The sequence below is a fragment of the Microbulbifer epialgicus genome (assembly GCF_041447265.1).
Classification (GTDB): Bacteria; Pseudomonadota; Gammaproteobacteria; order Pseudomonadales; family Cellvibrionaceae; genus Microbulbifer; species Microbulbifer epialgicus.
The window spans coordinates 29,110-44,774 of the sequence record NZ_JBGMEK010000025.1 but is presented as its reverse complement, the minus strand read 5'-3'; the positions used below and the strand labels follow the sequence as shown (position 1 = coordinate 44,774).

9 protein-coding genes are annotated in these 15,665 nt (G+C 53.0%); 2 read left to right on the top strand and 7 right to left on the bottom strand.

All coding sequences use genetic code 11. From position 1 onward, the window contains the following. Positions 1-112 precede the first annotated feature (112 nt). Complete coding sequence (gene pulA / locus ACCI49_RS12395; RefSeq protein ID WP_371839322.1) at positions 113-3,436, bottom strand: pullulanase-type alpha-1,6-glucosidase; 3,324 nt, start codon at positions 3,434-3,436, stop codon at positions 113-115. Between the two features lie 590 nt (positions 3,437-4,026). Here pulA and rsgA point away from each other — a divergent pair. After that, on the top strand, positions 4,027-5,145 hold the full coding sequence (gene rsgA / locus ACCI49_RS12390) for a ribosome small subunit-dependent GTPase A (protein ID WP_371839321.1): 1,119 nt from the start codon (positions 4,027-4,029) through the stop codon (positions 5,143-5,145). 39 nt (positions 5,146-5,184) lie between these two features. Here rsgA and ACCI49_RS12385 read toward each other — a convergent pair whose 3' ends face one another. Beyond that, positions 5,185-5,502 carry a DMT family transporter gene (locus tag ACCI49_RS12385; RefSeq protein WP_371839320.1) on the bottom strand — a complete coding sequence of 106 codons (318 nt, stop codon included), beginning with the start codon at positions 5,500-5,502 and terminating at the stop codon, positions 5,185-5,187. A gap of 294 nt (positions 5,503-5,796) precedes the next feature. Between ACCI49_RS12385 and ACCI49_RS12380 the strand changes: the two genes are divergently transcribed. Continuing rightward, on the top strand, positions 5,797-7,845 hold the full coding sequence (locus ACCI49_RS12380) for a TonB-dependent receptor (protein WP_371839319.1): 2,049 nt from the start codon (positions 5,797-5,799) through the stop codon (positions 7,843-7,845). A 320-nt stretch (positions 7,846-8,165) separates the two neighbouring features. Here ACCI49_RS12380 and ACCI49_RS12375 read toward each other — a convergent pair whose 3' ends face one another. The 5 genes from ACCI49_RS12375 to ACCI49_RS12355 form a co-directional block, all read right to left on the bottom strand. Beyond that, entirely contained in the window at positions 8,166-10,016 is a 1,851-nt protein-coding gene (locus tag ACCI49_RS12375; RefSeq protein WP_371839318.1) for a DUF885 domain-containing protein, read from the bottom strand. Positions 10,017-10,159: 143 nt separating this feature from the next. Beyond that, entirely contained in the window at positions 10,160-12,076 is a 1,917-nt protein-coding gene (gene dxs, locus ACCI49_RS12370; RefSeq protein WP_371839317.1) for a 1-deoxy-D-xylulose-5-phosphate synthase, read from the bottom strand. Between the two features lie 93 nt (positions 12,077-12,169). Beyond that, the gene (locus ACCI49_RS12365; protein WP_371839315.1) at positions 12,170-13,078 is read right to left on the bottom strand and encodes a polyprenyl synthetase family protein; all 909 of its coding nucleotides are present in this window, start codon (positions 13,076-13,078) and stop codon (positions 12,170-12,172) included. Beyond that, on the bottom strand, positions 13,079-13,384 hold the full coding sequence (locus tag ACCI49_RS12360) for an exodeoxyribonuclease VII small subunit (RefSeq protein ID WP_371839314.1): 306 nt from the start codon (positions 13,382-13,384) through the stop codon (positions 13,079-13,081). Positions 13,385-13,413: 29 nt separating this feature from the next. Beyond that, the gene (locus ACCI49_RS12355; protein ID WP_371839313.1) at positions 13,414-14,886 is read right to left on the bottom strand and encodes a DUF7133 domain-containing protein; all 1,473 of its coding nucleotides are present in this window, start codon (positions 14,884-14,886) and stop codon (positions 13,414-13,416) included. Positions 14,887-15,665: the final 779 nt, after the last annotated feature.

Genomic DNA, 15,665 nt, shown 5'->3' with positions numbered 1-15,665 from the left:
AATCTGCGGAATATGACAATTGCGGGTTAATCACTTGGTGAGGGCCGGGAAATAGTTTCTAAAAAATGCAAAAAAAGGCCAAAAAATCCGGCCTTTTTAATTTTACGGAGAATTAATATCTACTGCGTGGCTGCACAAATACTGCGGTAGTACGGCCGGGCAGGGTAAAGGTACCGCTGCTCCTATCAAATTTCACTTTGTACAGGCGTGAGTCTACAGAGCGGCGCTGACGTGGGTGCTTGAACAGGTACTCACCAATGAGGTTTTCGCTGGTAAATTCCAATGATTCGTCATCGCCATTAAACAGCACCACAATACGTTCAAAGCGGCGATCGATGCTGCCACTGGAATCGGATAACTCCATCACAATCAGTCCAGGAATCTGGTCGGGTCCGGTGTTGAGGAAATTGAGGTGTGCCTCTACGGACTCTGCATCAGACAAGCGGAACAGGGGAGAGCTGTTGCGAATCGCCAGCTGCTCGCGGAATAGAGCGGAGCTCCACAAGCGGTGCCGGCGCTCGGGAGCCAATTCCGGGTTTGCCAGTAAAGGTTGCATCAGGGACCAGTTATCTTCGTTTTTATCGGCGATAGGCAAACCCGCACCCCAGTTATCGGTGGCGAGGCTGAAGTCCAGTGCATTAAACCAGTCACCGGAGTTGTAACTGTCCCGATCCATCGACTTTGAGCGCAGGAAATCCTGGCCTGCGTGGATAAACGGCACTCCCTGGGCGAACAGAACCAGGGAATTACTGAATGCCTGGATACGCACTCGTTCAGCCAAGTCGGCGCTGTCGCTGGCTTTGATCTGAACTCCGTCGAACAGCGTCTCGTTGTCATGGGCGGCAATATAATTAATGGATTCCTGCGGGTCGGCGGTATAGCCGGTGGGCTGGCCGTTATAGACCAGCTCGCTGCCGGTAATGATATTGCCGTTGGCATCTTCAAAAGGGTAATCCGCCAGGTTGCCGGCGAGGGAAACGCGGACTTTATCTGCCAGGGTTAGCAGTGTGGCACGCTCATCTTCTCCCTCAAACTTACCGTTGCTGTCGGTGAACAGACCGGTACCAAAGCCCTGCTCCTCAAAGCCTCCGAAGGGGTTGCCGCCACGCACGGAATCACGCAGGCGATCGTTAAAGGTGCCGACACCGCTGCCGGCCATATTTCCCTGGCGGGCCTGTACAAAGCGAGCATCGTCAGCCACCTCGCCAAAATTCCAGCCTTCGCCGTACAGATAGATATCGTTGCCATCGACACCATCGGCTGCCGGGGTCAGTGATTGCAATGCCGCTTGCGCATTGAGGATATTGTCGAGGCTGTGGTGTCCCATCAGATCGAAACGGAAGCTGTCCACCTTGTAGGACCGGGCCCAGGTGACCAGGGAATCGATCATCAGCTTTTCCATCATGGCGTGCTCACTGGCGGTATTTGCGCAGCAGCTGCTCATTTCCACACCGCCCTCCAGATTGCGGCGGTGATAATAGCCGGGGACGATTTTATCGAGTACGGAGTTGTCGTATTGGCCATAGGAGCTGGTGTGGTTGTAAACCACGTCCATCACCAGTCGCAGGCCGGAGTGGGATAACCCTTGCACCATTTGACGGAATTCGCGAATGCGCGCAGGTCCATCGGGAGCGCTGCTATAGCTGCCTTCGGGGACCGTGTAGTGCAATGGATCGTAGCCCCAGTTAAAGCCATCGGTATCGCGAACAGAATCCACCTGGGCTTGCTGCTCGCTGCTGTCCGATGCGTAGTCTGAGAGGTCCGGGGTTTGCTGCTGCGTGCGATCCTCATTGACTGTGGCAAAGTCAAAGGCCGGCAGCAGGTGGATATGGGTGAGGCCGGCGCGGGCCAGTTTATTGAGGTGGTGCATGCCGTCGCTGTGCTTGCGGGTGAAAGCCCTGAAGGTGCCGCGCTCTGCTTCGGGGATAGTTTGATCTGTAATACTGAAATCGCGTACGTGCAGCTCGTAGACACTGATATCTTCCGGCTGGGTTAACTTGGGCTTGCGCAGGCGGTCCCAACCGCGCGGCTTCAGGTCCCGGTCATCCAGGTTGACGATCTGGCTTTTGCCGCTATTGATGGAGAGACTCAGGGAGTAGGGGTCGGTGACCAGATTGGTTTCAATCTGGCGGCTGAAGTAGGAATACACCTCGACTTCGTAGAGGTAAAAGCTGCGGTCCCACTGCTTATCGATATCGGCACTCCAAACCCCGGTAGATTCATCGCGCAGCATGAATACCACCTGATCGGCGCTATCGCTGCTGGAGTCTGTAAACAGGTGCAGCTTTACTACCCGTGCGGTGGGAGCCCAAAGATCGAGCTGGATATTCTCCTCGCCGACACGGGCACCGAGTTCACCGTCGTAGTAGAAGCGATCATCGAGCGCGCCTGCCATCTGCACACCAGTCGCATCCAGTAACGTGCCCTCCGCATCGTAAGCGGCGAGGGCGAGTTGCTGGGTTACCAGATCACTAGTGGAAGCCTGCCCCGGCAATTGCCAGGCACTGAAACTGGCCAGGTGCGGGAATTTTTGTTGGGCGCTGTCGGGCAGGGTGGCGAGAGGGGTGAGATCGATGGTGCCATCGGAACGGATATCACCGTCCTCCAGTTTTAGCTCGGCGCTGTTGCTGTAGTGCAATTTAACCTTGGTGCCTTCCTGTACCTGGATATCCCAGGCAAAGCTGCTGGTATCCACCCAGTGAGCTTTATCGCTGCTCAGGTCACCCTTGGCGAAGCCGTCACTGCTGACGGTGACTTCTTTACTATTCGAGTCAAAAGCAAAGTAGATTTCGTCGTAATCGGCGACCACGGTAAAGCTGACGTTGGCTCCATTGTTGCCGTAGCTCTCCTCCCAGCCTTCGTGCAGTGCTACCTTGAATTCATAGGAACCGGCAGGAAGCGCTGAGGTGATAAAGGTGTAGGTGCCATCTCCATCGGCATCCTGCATCCAGCTGCGCAGGCAACTGGGTTGCCAGTCTCCCGGACACCCGAGCAGGGATTGGAAGTTGCCGGCTACAGCGGCGACCACGCTACTGTGGTTGTCGGTGATCCAGTGAGTCTCGTGGTCGTAGATAAATTTAACTTCGCGGGCCTCATCCAGGCTAAGGGAAATATTACCGCCGTCCCGCTGGCCGCCCCATCCATAATTTTCATCCCAGCTGTTGTTGAGAGCGGCTTTGTACTCCCAGTTGCCGGCGGGTATCCAAAAGCTGCCTTGCCATTTGTTGTCTTCGCTGTCATAGCTGAGCAGGGTGGCGACACAACCTGGTTGCCAGTCGCCATCGCAGCCCAGTTGGCTTTGTAGGTTGCCGGGAATATTGACCTCTGTGGGATCTGGTGTGTCAGATGCCCAAACCGGTATTTGGTTGGAGCAGAAGACTGCCCCCAGAATCAGTCCCACCCTTGTGCCGGGCCCTGTAAATTTTGTTGTTGGCATAGCGCTTCCCATTTTTTGTTGTACTTGTTGCGGTTCTCTCAGTTGGTATTGAATCGCAGTCACGCATTGACGGCCTCCCACCCCGAGGAGGTGGAGGTCTGGGGGAGGTGGTTGGGGGTGTCATAAAACCTTTATAAATTCGTCACTTGGTGGAAACACCCGCAGGAGAAGATGCTTCTCGAGTAAACGCGATGGCGAAAGAAAAAGCCGGATCTATACTCAACTGATCGGGTTATGGTGAGTCGAGAAAGGTGATGCACTCGCTGTAATCGGATTCGAAGGCCGGCTTTTGCCGGCTTTGCTTTTTGTGGCGGGGCAATTACTAAAAGGCTTCCCGGGATTATCCTTGCTCCTATCCCCGGGTAGTGCTAATTTGCCCATAGCCCGCCAGGTACTTTGGCGGAATCCAGAACTCAATGACTGCGGAGGATGATTGATGATTGTTGCAACCCTCCGTCGGGTCCAGTAGCAGCCTCCACCTGCCCACGCCCGGCGATAGATTCCTAGACGTCGGGCTTTCCCTGAGAAAGCTCTGTTGGCCGCGTATCTGCGGTCGCTTGGTGCTTTGTTGCGCCCAGAGGGTTTCAATCTTGAGTAAATCTCACTTTACCCGCCGGTCTGTTAATAGATTCGGCACTAAATCCCTATCTATCAAAATTGAGCGGGAAGCTTCTCTGCTACAAAAACTCGGTTGGAAGTCTTTTTTCCAACAGCAGCTGACGCTCGAAGAACTCGAGCAGTGTTTACCGCTGCGGATTATGGCTGTACACCGCAGTCGCCTGGAATTGGCCGGCGAGCAGGGGGCTGTGTCCCTTCCCCTAACCGGGAGTCTTGTGGCTAATTTGCCGGCGGTGGGGGATTGGCTGTTGTTAGAGAAGAGCAGTGGATATTTCGTGCGTTTGTTGAGCCGCAGCAGCCAGTTTGAGCGCATGGCAGCTGGGGGGCATCAGGTGCAGATGATCGCCGCCAATGTCGATAGTGTTTTTATTGTTTCGTCCCTGAATGATGACTTTAACCTCTCACGTATTGAGCGCTACTTGGCTCTGGCACGGGAGTCCGGTTGCCGCCCACACCTGATACTGACTAAGGCCGACCTGTGTGAAGATATTGCCCCTTTTCTTCAGGCATTGCGCCCATTCGGTGAATTACCTGTTGCAATGGTAAATAGCCTGGATCGAGAAAGCGTGGCACAGCTGCGCCAGTGGTGCTTACCTGGGGAAACTATCGCGCTGTTAGGTTCTTCTGGAGTGGGTAAGTCCACTTTGCTAAATGCGCTGTCTGGCGAATCCCTGGCTGAGACTGGGACCATTCGCGAAGCCGATAGCAAAGGGCGCCACACTACACGGAAACGCTCTCTTCACTCCCTGAGTTGGGGAGCGCTGTTACTCGATAGCCCTGGAATGCGGGAGCTGGGGTTGGTGCATGTTGAAGATGGCGTGGCGGAGACTTTTTCCGATATTGAGGCCTTGGCCAGGGAGTGTCGCTTCTCTGACTGCCAGCACCAGTCAGAGCCAGGCTGTGTGGTACAAGAGGCAATAACTGACGGTTCGCTGGATGATCGGCGCTTGCGCAATTGGCAAAAACTGCAACAGGAACTAAGCCGTAACGGTCAAACTCTGGCGCAGAAACGGGCAGGGGAAAGAGCGCTATCCCAGATGTACCGATCTGTGCAAAACCAGGCGCGTAAACACAAATATTCAGAAGATTAATAGAACTGGCACCCGGGAATTTTCCCGGGTGCTTCTCAATTAATGAGAGAGTTTTAAAGTGACAACGCCTACGATAATGAGCAAAACTCCCAGATAGCGTCCAAGGCTGGTGGAGTCTCCAAAGAACAGCACCCCTACCGCAAAGGCTCCGGCGGCACCAATTCCAGTCCAGACCGCATAGGAAGTACCAATAGGTATCTCCCGCTGCGCCAGCCACAGAAGAAATCCACTGCCCCCAATAAATACCACAGCCATAACCACACCCAGAAGGCGGGTGTTACTTCCCTGTGAAATTTTCAGTCCCAGCACCCAACCAATTTCGCATAGTCCAGCGAGTATTAAGTAGAACCAGGCCATGATATTCCTTTAAAAATAGCTTTGGGGATTTCAACTTCAGCGCCGCTTGTGACGCTTGCTTGTTGATAAACACATTGGATGGTCAATAGAAAAGATATAGCTGAGAATGGAGGAAACGCTTTTTATGAGGCTTGGGACAGGCTAAGCGGCAGATCACACTTTTCTTTAGCAGCTGCGATTTCCGATATAATCAGGTTTGAAGGGAAGTATCCGACGATAAAAATAAAATCAGTTATAGGGAGTTTGACCAAGTTGAAAATGATCCATGGAATAAAAGGAGCCTCATTATTTTTTGTGTCTGTCTGGTTATGTTTTCCCTCTGACTTTTCGTATGGTAATGAGACAAAGATAGAGACCCTGGTTGTTACAGCGGGCAGGTATGATCAGGGCATTGCAGAGCGGGTAGAGAGTATTTCTGTTGTCGACAATGATGTGCTCAAGAAAGCTGGTAACACCCATATCCAACAAAGCTTGGCGAGTGTGCCCGGAGCAAATCTGGCCCGAGGAAATGGGCAGGAATATCTGCCCGCCTTGCGCTCCCCAGTACTGACGGGTGCCGGAGCTTGTGGTGGTTTACTGACAGCAGAAGATGGCATTCCACTGCGCGCAAATGGCTTTTGTAATATTAATGAGCTATTTGAATCATTTAGTGAGACAGCAAGCCGTATTGAAGTCATCAGAGGGCCTGCTGGTACGTTCTATGGTTCTAACGCAATGCACGGGCTGATAAATGTTGTCAGTCGTGACCCTGTTTGGGGTGAGGGCGGATCACTTAATATGGAGGTGGGGCCCCATGACTACTATCGGATGGGTGTTTCAATAGATCATCCCCTGAGTAGTGAGGGCGATGGGATCGGTACAGACTTGTATTTAACGACCGATGGCGGATATAGGAGCCAGTCAGGACTGGATCAACAAAAAGCCAGCTTGCAGTATTTTGGCCATATTGGTGATAGCAGGGTTCGAACTCGCTTGGTAGCGACAAACTTGAACCAGGAGACAGCTGGTTATGTAGAGGGCGAAGTGGCTTATCGCGATCACCGGTTGAGCCGTACAAACCCCAACCCTGAAGCGTTTCGAGATGCCTACGCGCTAAGGCTGTATTCCCTGATCGATATACCTATGCATCAAGGTAGCAAATTACATTTGGCTCCGTACTTTCGCAAAACTGGAATGCGTTTTCTTCAGCACTATTTGCCAGGCCAGCCTGTGGAGGAAAATGGCCAAAAAAGTATTGGGGTAAGGAGTAGTTATTATCTGAATCTGAGTGGCAGGTTTAATCTGGTTACCGGTGTTGATACAGAATTAAGCGAGGGGTACCTCTTAGAAGAGCAGGAGAGTGCCACCAAAGGATCTGAATTTCTTCAGGCGACGATCCCGGTGGGGAAGCATTATAACTACGAAGTGACAGCTTGGAATATAGCTCCCTATGTGTCAGTAACCTGGCAGATTAGTGATAAATTAGGGCTAACAGGCGGAGTGAGATTTGAGTCTGCCCGCTATGATTACGACAATAAAATGCTTGCTGGGCGTACCGATGAAAACGGCCTGGCTTGTGATTTCGGCGGCTGCCGTTTTAGTCGTCCGGCTGATCGAAAAGATAGTTTTAACAATGTTTCTCCCAAGTTGGGTGCTCTGTTTCAGTTAGATAATGAATTCCAATTGTTTACTCAAGTTGCTCAGGGATATCGAGTACCCCAGGCGACAGAATTATATCGTCTGCAACGGGAGCAAACGGTTGTGGAGCTGGACCCTGAGGAAATTAATAGCTTTGAAATAGGTCTGAGGAAAGCGAGTGAGTCCTTTTCGTTGGAGTGGGTAGTGTATGCGATGGAAAAGCAAAATGTAATTTTCCGCGATGTCGACTACTTTAATCATTCCGATGGTGAAACTAGACATTGGGGGCTTGAGTTGGCAGTCGACTATGAACTTTCTGAAAGTTTACGGCTAAAGGTAGTTTCTAACTATGCTCAACATCGCTACGACGACCAGAGGGAAATACAGGGGATAGAGCTGGACGGAAATTATGTCGACTCTGCGCCAAAAACCTTCGGTAGCTATCGTCTGGTCTGGTCGCCTGAGTCATTTGTATCAGCTGAGTTTGAGTGGTTACATCAGGGAAGTTATTTCACCGACCCTGAAAATGCCCATAGATATGCGGGGCATGATTTGTTTAATCTTCATTTTGCTTGGCAATGGGAGCAATACGAATTATCTGCGCGATTATTGAACATCACTGATAAGGCCTATGCGGAACGCGCCGATTTTAGTAGTTTCAGTGGTGGCCGTTACTTTCCCGGTGAGCCTCGCTCATTTTATTTAGGGATTAATGTAGAGTGGTAGTGAGGCGTAAAAAGGTTTGGTCATTATTTGTTAGTTTGAAGCTTTCTCGGATTAAAGCGGCAAACCAGCATAGGCCGTTGGCCATCCCACATTCCCCTTTTCCTGCAAAAATTAATGCGCCGATGAGGTACTCATGGCGTACAAGCTGTAGCAATCGCGATTGGATTTGGATAGCAACAATGCCCCCCAAGTGACGACAAGGTCGTGGGGATTGTTCACCGATTGGAAACCCTTCTGCAATGGAAATTGAGTCCATCGCAGAAGGTAAGTGAAAGCCGAGGATAAATAGGTGGGCGAACATCGCCTGCCGCAAGAAATTATTAGCTGGTAGCGGGCCGGTCGACTTGTTGTGTAGCTGCGCGAACAGAAACTGAAGTCTGGCTTTCCAGCCAGTTGTCCATACGCTCCTCAAGGATATTGAGTGGCAGCGCGCCAGCGCCTAGCAGGGCATCGTGGAAACTGCGGATATCAAAATTACTGTTGAGGCTTTCCTCGGCTTTTGCACGCAGCTCTTTAATCTTTAATTGCCCTAATTTATAGGCCAGTGCCTGTCCGGGCCAGACCAAGTAGCGGTCAATTTCCACAGTGACATCGTGCAGAGGTTTGGCACTGTTCTCCATAAAGTATTCAATAGCCTGCTCACGGCTCCAGCCCAGCTGATGCATGCCCGTGTCTACAACTAGGCGCACGGCGCGCCACATATCGTAAGTCAGTGCACCAAACTCGCTATAGGGATCTTTGTACAAACCCAGGTCATATCCGAGGCTCTCGGAGTAGAGGCCCCAGCCTTCCACAAAAGCGGTATAGAGAGCCATGCGTCGCAATGGGTGAATATCACTTTGCTCCTGGGCCAGGGCAATCTGTAAGTGGTGGCCGGGCATTGCCTCGTGTACTGTCAGCGCCTCCATTTCCCACTTGGGCCGGCTGGGTAGGTTGTAGGTGTTGGCAAAGAAAATACCTGCGCGGCCAGCCTCATTGGAGCCAGGCTGGTAATAGGCTGTGGTCTGTGACTGCTCTGAGTAGCTGGGAATGGGTTTAACTCCATAGGGCAGCCTGGGCAGGGTGCCAAACAGGGCGGGCAGCTCACCATCGATGCGTTTGGCAATATCCCGGTAGTCTCGCAACAGGGCCTCACGGCTGGTGTGGTAAAAGCGGGGATCAGTGCGCAGGAATTCGGTAAAGGCCTTGAAATCTCCCTGGAAGCCAGTCTTCTGCATGACAGCCTGCATCTCTGCACGGATACGCTTCACTTCGGCCAAGCCTATGCGGTGAATTTCCTCAGGGCTTAGTTCTGTAGTAGTGTTTTGCTCCACCTCATAGGCGTACCAGCGCAGGCCGTCATTGCGGCTGCTAAGAGCGATATTTTTCTGCGCGCCGGGGATGTATTCACGCTCGATAAATTCAGCTATTTGCCGCCAGACCGGTATTAACTGCTTGTTGTAAATATCCAGGGCACGTTGGCGCAGGCTCTGTTGCCTGGCAACCGGAATGCCTTTTGGCATGTCTGCGAAGACCTTGAGCAGCGGGCTCTGTTCCGGAGTTGCTGGAATCAGGGCGCGGATCTGCCTCGGTAAATCACGCAGGGTAATCTGTGGTGGAGTAATTTCCCTCCTGAGCCCCTCACGCATCAATTCCTGGGTTTGCTCAACCAGGGTTGGCAACTTCTCCAAGCGAGCCAGGATATCCTCGTAATCGGCTACCGAGCGGCGCGGCATACTAGATAGTACTGCTGGCACGCTACGCTGGATACCGCTCATGTGGGTCACAGGCTGTAGGTGCTCAGGAAACTGGAAGCCCTTTACTTCGCCAAGCAAATCCTGGTAAAGCAATTGGTAGTCGAGTTGTTGTTTTTCGGACAGCTCGCTGATATCTAGGTTGCGAGTAGCACCTAAAAGGCGGCGGGTCTGTTCTTGACGAACTTCAATGCGTCTCTTTGAATTGTCCACCCAGCGGGCATTCTGGCCGGGGTAGCCTTCATAGGTGGCCATGCTGGGAAAGCTCTCCATAATCCACCGGTAGCGCAAGTCTTGCAGGGCTACCAGCTGTTCGGAGGCGTTCTCAGAGGGAAGGGCTTTAAAGGCCTTTCTGAAAGCTTTCTGGTCCATGGCGGTAGCACTGAAACTGGCAAGCAGGCCTATAGAAGTGACAAGGGCTTTTTTAAAAAACGACATCTTTCCCCCGAATCCAAGCTGAAATTGATAGAAATAAAGGGCTAGGAAAAAGCCCCAGTTGCGCCCGCGTACCTGGATAGAGCTGGGCACACTGCTGAAGTTATCGGCTCGTTGGCTTTGGGAGGCCCCTGGAACGAACCCGATTAGTTAGCCGCTGCTGTGCGGCCTTTGAAGTTGTGTTGGTTAAGTATCTGCAGCCGGCGATGTATCTGCTCTTCAATTCCGGCGGCATCAAGACCGATTCCGGCGAGTAGGTCCTTATGCTTACCGTGCTCGATAATTTGGTCTGGTAGGCCCAACTGCAATACAGGCATGGTCCTGGCAGTGGCATTGAGATACTCAAGTACCGCACTGCCGGCTCCACCGGCAATGGTGTTTTCCTCGATGGTCACCAGCAATTGGTGGCTATCTGCCAGCTCATCAATGAGCGACTCATCCAATGGTTTGACCCAGCGCATATCGGCGAGGGTGGCGCCAAGGCGCTCCGCAGCTGCCATAGCGGGGGCGAGCAGGGTACCGAAATTTAATATTGCCACGCCGCTGCCTTCGCGGAGTAAACGGCCCTTGCCGATGGGAAGCTCTTGCATTTCTTCTTCGATCGTAGCGCCCATGCCGATACCGCGAGGATAACGCACAGCGGCGGGGCCATTGTGGCAGTAGGCGGTATACAGTAACTGGCGGCACTCGTTTTCGTCGCTGGGCGCTGCGATGGCGAGATAGGGCAGGCAGCGCATAAAAGTCAGATCGAAGCTGCCTGCATGGGTTGGGCCGTCTTCACCTACAAGGCCGGCGCGGTCGATGGCGAAGGTGACATCCAGGTTTTGGATGGCAACATCATGCACCATTTGGTCGTAGCCGCGCTGCAGGAAGGTGGAGTAAATGGCCACAACCGGTTTTTGGTCCTCGCAGGCGAGGCCGGCGGCGAGAGTAACTGCGTGTTGCTCGGCAATGGCTACGTCTTGGAAGCGCTTCGGAAAACGTTTGGAAAACTCCACCATGCCGGAGCCCTCACACATGGCGGGGGTAATGCCTATAAGTCGCTCATCCTGGGCGGCAGTGTCACACAGCCACTGGCCGAAGATATCCTGATATTTGGGCAGCTTCTTTTTGCCTGGTACTGCAACCTGGACTTTACTCTCCGGTTCAAGCTTGTTCAGTGCATGGTATCCCACAGGGTCGGCCTCTGCCGGGCCAAAACCTTTGCCCTTGGTTGTGGCTATATGCAGCAACTGGGGACCGGGCTGGCTGCGCAGGTTGCGCAAGGTGTGCACCAGATCGTGCATATTGTGGCCGTCCAGCGGACCTACATAGTTGAACCCCAGTTCCTCGAAAAGAGTACCAGGGGTAATCATGCCCTTGACATGCTCTTCTGTACGTCGTGCCAGCTGCCAGGCCTTGGGTATCGCAGACAGGATCTTGCGGCTGCCCTCGCGCATATTGAGGTAGGTCTTGCTGGCAAGGATCTTGGCAAAATAGGTGGCCAGTCCGCCGACGTTTTTCGAGATCGACATACTGTTGTCATTGAGAACAACCAACATATCCCGACCGGTATGAGATGCGTGATTGAGCGCCTCGAAGGCCATACCTGCGGTCATGGCGCCGTCACCGATAACCGCTACGACTTTACGCTCATCGGGGGAGCCCAGGGCCATACCCAGGGCCGCGCCGATAGAGGTACTGGAATGTCCAACGCCGAAAGTGTCGTAGGGGCTCTCGCTGCGCTTGGGAAAGCCTGATAGGCCGCCCTGCTGGCGCATGGTGAGCATCTGTTCGCGGCGACCCGTGAGAATCTTGTGTGGGTAGGTCTGGTGGCCCACATCCCACACCAGGCGGTCTTCCGGTGTGTTGTAGATGTAGTGCAGGGCGATGGTCAGTTCCACCACGCCGAGGCCGGCGCCGAAATGGCCGCCTGTCTGGCCGACACAATACAGCAGGTATTCGCGTAGCTGACTGGCGAGTTCGGGCAGTTGGCGTTCATCAAGCGTGCGCAATTGGGCTGGCTCGTCGATGGCGTCGAGCAGCGGCGTATGAGGGCGTGTGCGTGGAATTTCTTCGAGCATCAATCGTATCAATGGCTACAGATAATGATAGTGAGGGGGATTGTATGCCCGTGACGGGCATATTGCATCCCAAAGGGAGGCGGGCGCCCCACCTTAGTGGCTACGCTGGACGATATAATCGGCAAGCGCTTGCAGTAATGAGGTATCGCCAGGCAGTGTAGCCAGGGCGTCCAGGGCCTGCTTGTGCAGCCCCTGCAACTTCTCACGGGCGCCATTTACTCCCAGTAGAGAGACATAAGTGGGCTTGTTTAGAAGGGCGTCTGCACCCTGGTTCTTGCCCAAAACCTCGGTATCTGCAGTGATATCGAGGATATCGTCCTGCACCTGGAAAGCCAGGCCAATGGCTTGGGCGTAGTGAGTAATAGTTTGTAGCTGAACACTGTCGGCGCCACCGAGCAGAGCACCCATCCGTGCACTGGCGCAGATAAGGGCGCCAGTCTTCAGGCGGTGCATTGGTTCCAGTTGTTCCAGGGTAAGGGTTTTGTTTACAGAGTCCAGGTCGATGGCTTGGCCCGCGACCATCCCCCGGCTGCCGGAAGCTGCTGTCAACTCCTGTAAAAGTTGCAACTTGAGTGCTGGTTCGGTGTTGTCTGCCAGTAGCAGTTCAAATGCCTGGGTCTGAAGTGCATCGCCGGCAAGGATAGCTGTGGCTTCGTCAAAGGCGATATGGCAGGTGGGGCGGCCCCGGCGCAGATCGTCGTCATCCATTGCCGGCAAGTCATCGTGGACCAGGGAATAGGCGTGAATGCACTCCAGAGCGGCCGCGGTTACATCACATTTGGCTGGATCAAAGTCTCCCCCATGGAAGGCCTTAGCGCAGGCATATACCAGGGCCGGACGCAGGCGTTTGCCTGGGCCCAATGCCGCATAGCGCATAGCCTCAAAGAGTTTTTCGGCATTGGGGACAGGTTGCTCGAGAGTTTCCTGGATTCTTGTTTCAACCCTTGTGGCCGCATCACGGAGAAAGGCCTGCAGTGTCACGGGTGGGGTTCTATTACTCACTCAGGCATCATCCGCGGATTCATCGGTATCGAATGGTATCTCGCGAATATTGCCGCTCTCTTCCATCAGCAGTCTGACCTTCTGCTCGGCACTGGCCAGTTTTTTCTGGCACTCACGGGTGAGCTTTACTCCACGTTCAAAGTCGGCCAGGGCCTCCTCGAGAGGGAGGTCTCCGGCCTCAAGGCGTTCCACCAATTCTTCCAGGGCCTCCAGGCTTTCTTCAAAAGTTGCCGATTTTTTCTTTGCCGCCATAGCATCGCCTCTTAATTCCGGGGCAACCTTAGCCGCTGGCGCGACAAGGGTCAATTAGAGTGCGCTCACTTCCTATAGCTGAGCTATCTCAGGGCTTCAAGGGATAGCAGGTAATGGGCCAGTGCTCTTTTCTGCTGATCGCTGAAGTCATATCTAGGCATAGGGGGTGTCGGTGTATCGAAGTAGCTGGCAAGTGTCTCCAAAGTGTATTTTTTACTCAGTTCTTTTAGTGGCACTTGTTGCTGGTGGCAATGGGCACATTCGTGACTCTGGTAGAGGGCTTTCCCTTCGCGAACGGCGTCGGAGTCTACAGCTAGTGGTTTTTTAGGTATGTTATTGGCGACCTTTAGTGGATAGGGAGCCGAAGATTTTAGCATGTTGCCGGGAGATAGGCGGTAAATCGCCCCAGCGTAGTCGTCGGTGATATAAATTGAGCCCTGGCTATCTTCGGCAATGGCCACTGGTCGGCCGGAAACCTCTGTGCGATCGTCGCTGAGAAACCCCCAGAGGAAATCCCGCTGGGAGATATCCCCACTGTCGTCCCAGTGTAGGGATACCACTTTGTAGCCGTCTTTGACGCTTCGATTCCAAGAGCCGTGCAGGGCTACGAGAGCTGCTCCCCGGTAGTCTTCCGGTTGTTCCGGGCTGCGCAGGAAGCGAATACCTAATGGCGCATTATGCGCGGCAAACTCGTGTACCGGCGGAATTGAAGATGCGATCATCTCTTTTACTGTTGGGTTTTCATCATTAATGAAATCTGGGTCGGGTACCCGGTCTCCATAGGCATAGGGCCAGCCATAGAAGTTGTCTGGCCGGATCAGGTTGAGTTCATCGGGCGGGAGGTCGTCGCCGAGCCAGTCGCGGCCATTGTCCGTGGCGTAGAGACCGCCGTCTTTGGGGGACCAGTCGAATCCAACGCTATTGCGCAGTCCAGTGGCCAGGATTTTAAATTCACTGCCATCGGGCCGCATACGCATTATCGTGGCGCGCCGTGGGTCTTTTTCGATACAGACATTGCAGCTGGAGCCGCTGCTTAGATAAAGCCAGCCATCTGGACCCATTTCGATGGTTTTAGTCCAGTGTCCACTGTCCTCCAGGTTTTTGATAATCCTTTGGTAACTTCCTGCCAGGCGCCCATCGGAATGGTCGAATGGAACCCGCCCAACGGCATCGCTCTCTGCGATGTAGAGCCAGTTTTCATGTAGTGCAAGACCGTGAGGCCGGTTCAATTTGTCGATTAATACGCGCTGGGCATCCGCTTGTCCGTCGCCGTTACGGTCGGGGGATAGCAGGGATACCTGTCCCTTTTTTGGTTGCGATACGAGGATATCGCCCGAGCGGGTGATCACTAACCAGCGCGCCCCGGGAACATCGTCGGCAAATAATTGAAGATTGTATCCCTGAGCGTTTGAGAGCCCACTTAAAACCTGCTGCTCGTTAGTTTTAATGCCACCAAAAAGTTGGCGCCAAGGAATACTTATTCCTGAAGCAACTGCGGATAGGGCGCCTGAAACTACGGCGATAAAGATAAGCAAAAAAATTAGCGTATATTTCAACGTTATTTTCCCTAATTGGATTGCACTTGAAATAAAGGTGTTTATAGTGGCCGCGCTTACCTAATGACCCTTGTTTTACCACAGCGCGCCTACAGGGTCTCCCCCTCCTTTTGTGAAGGAAATATTTCACTTTGTGAGATATGTCTTACACAAATTTCAGCAGATTGCCCCTACTTTTTTCTCGCTTGATGTCCATAATTAACTGGCAGGGACGCACAAGGGACTGCACCTCTGCGGCAAAGGATAAATGGATTGCGCCGCTCGCCCTAGGGATATGGGCACCATCCTGTGAGACGCACCGCCCGGGCCGGATTGCCTGGGCGGTGTTTTAGTTACTCTGCCGAATTTTCCTCTCACTATGCTATTCAAATTAAATTGGTAATTGGTTTGCCTATTACCATGCTCTGGCATTTCTTAAGGAATTTACACGTCTTAGGCAAGACCTCTAGCTGTCTGGAATTTGTAATATTTATCCGCTTTAATGATGAGGTGCCGGCCATAATTTCCCGGGCTGGCGGAGGGTGGCGCATTCAGTAATCTACTATCAGCAGTGCCCGTTTTTCCCCTGGCATCATCGCGCTGCTGGGCAACTGTCTTCATGTCGGTGAACTGGTCGGCTGCTCAACTTCCTGTACTCACTCGTTATTTATTACCGTTGGCGCCTAATCTCCCTTTTCAAGCTGAACCCTGTCTGCTTTTTATGGCTTCGGCTTTTCAAAGTACTCGCTTAATAACTTGTTACTTCTTAAAAGTGTATATTTCTTTGATTGTGGGGAGTC

What these genes read in the sequence shown, in the direction of transcription:
- pulA (WP_371839322.1), bottom strand. Translation starts at nt 3,436, where the DNA reads ATGCCAACAACAAAATTTACAGGGCCCGGCACAAGGGTGGGACTGATT.
- ACCI49_RS12385 (WP_371839320.1), bottom strand. Translation starts at nt 5,502, where the DNA reads ATGGCCTGGTTCTACTTAATACTCGCTGGACTATGCGAAATTGGTTGG.
- ACCI49_RS12375 (WP_371839318.1), bottom strand. Translation starts at nt 10,016, where the DNA reads ATGTCGTTTTTTAAAAAAGCCCTTGTCACTTCTATAGGCCTGCTTGCC.
- dxs (WP_371839317.1), bottom strand. Translation starts at nt 12,076, where the DNA reads ATGCTCGAAGAAATTCCACGCACACGCCCTCATACGCCGCTGCTCGAC.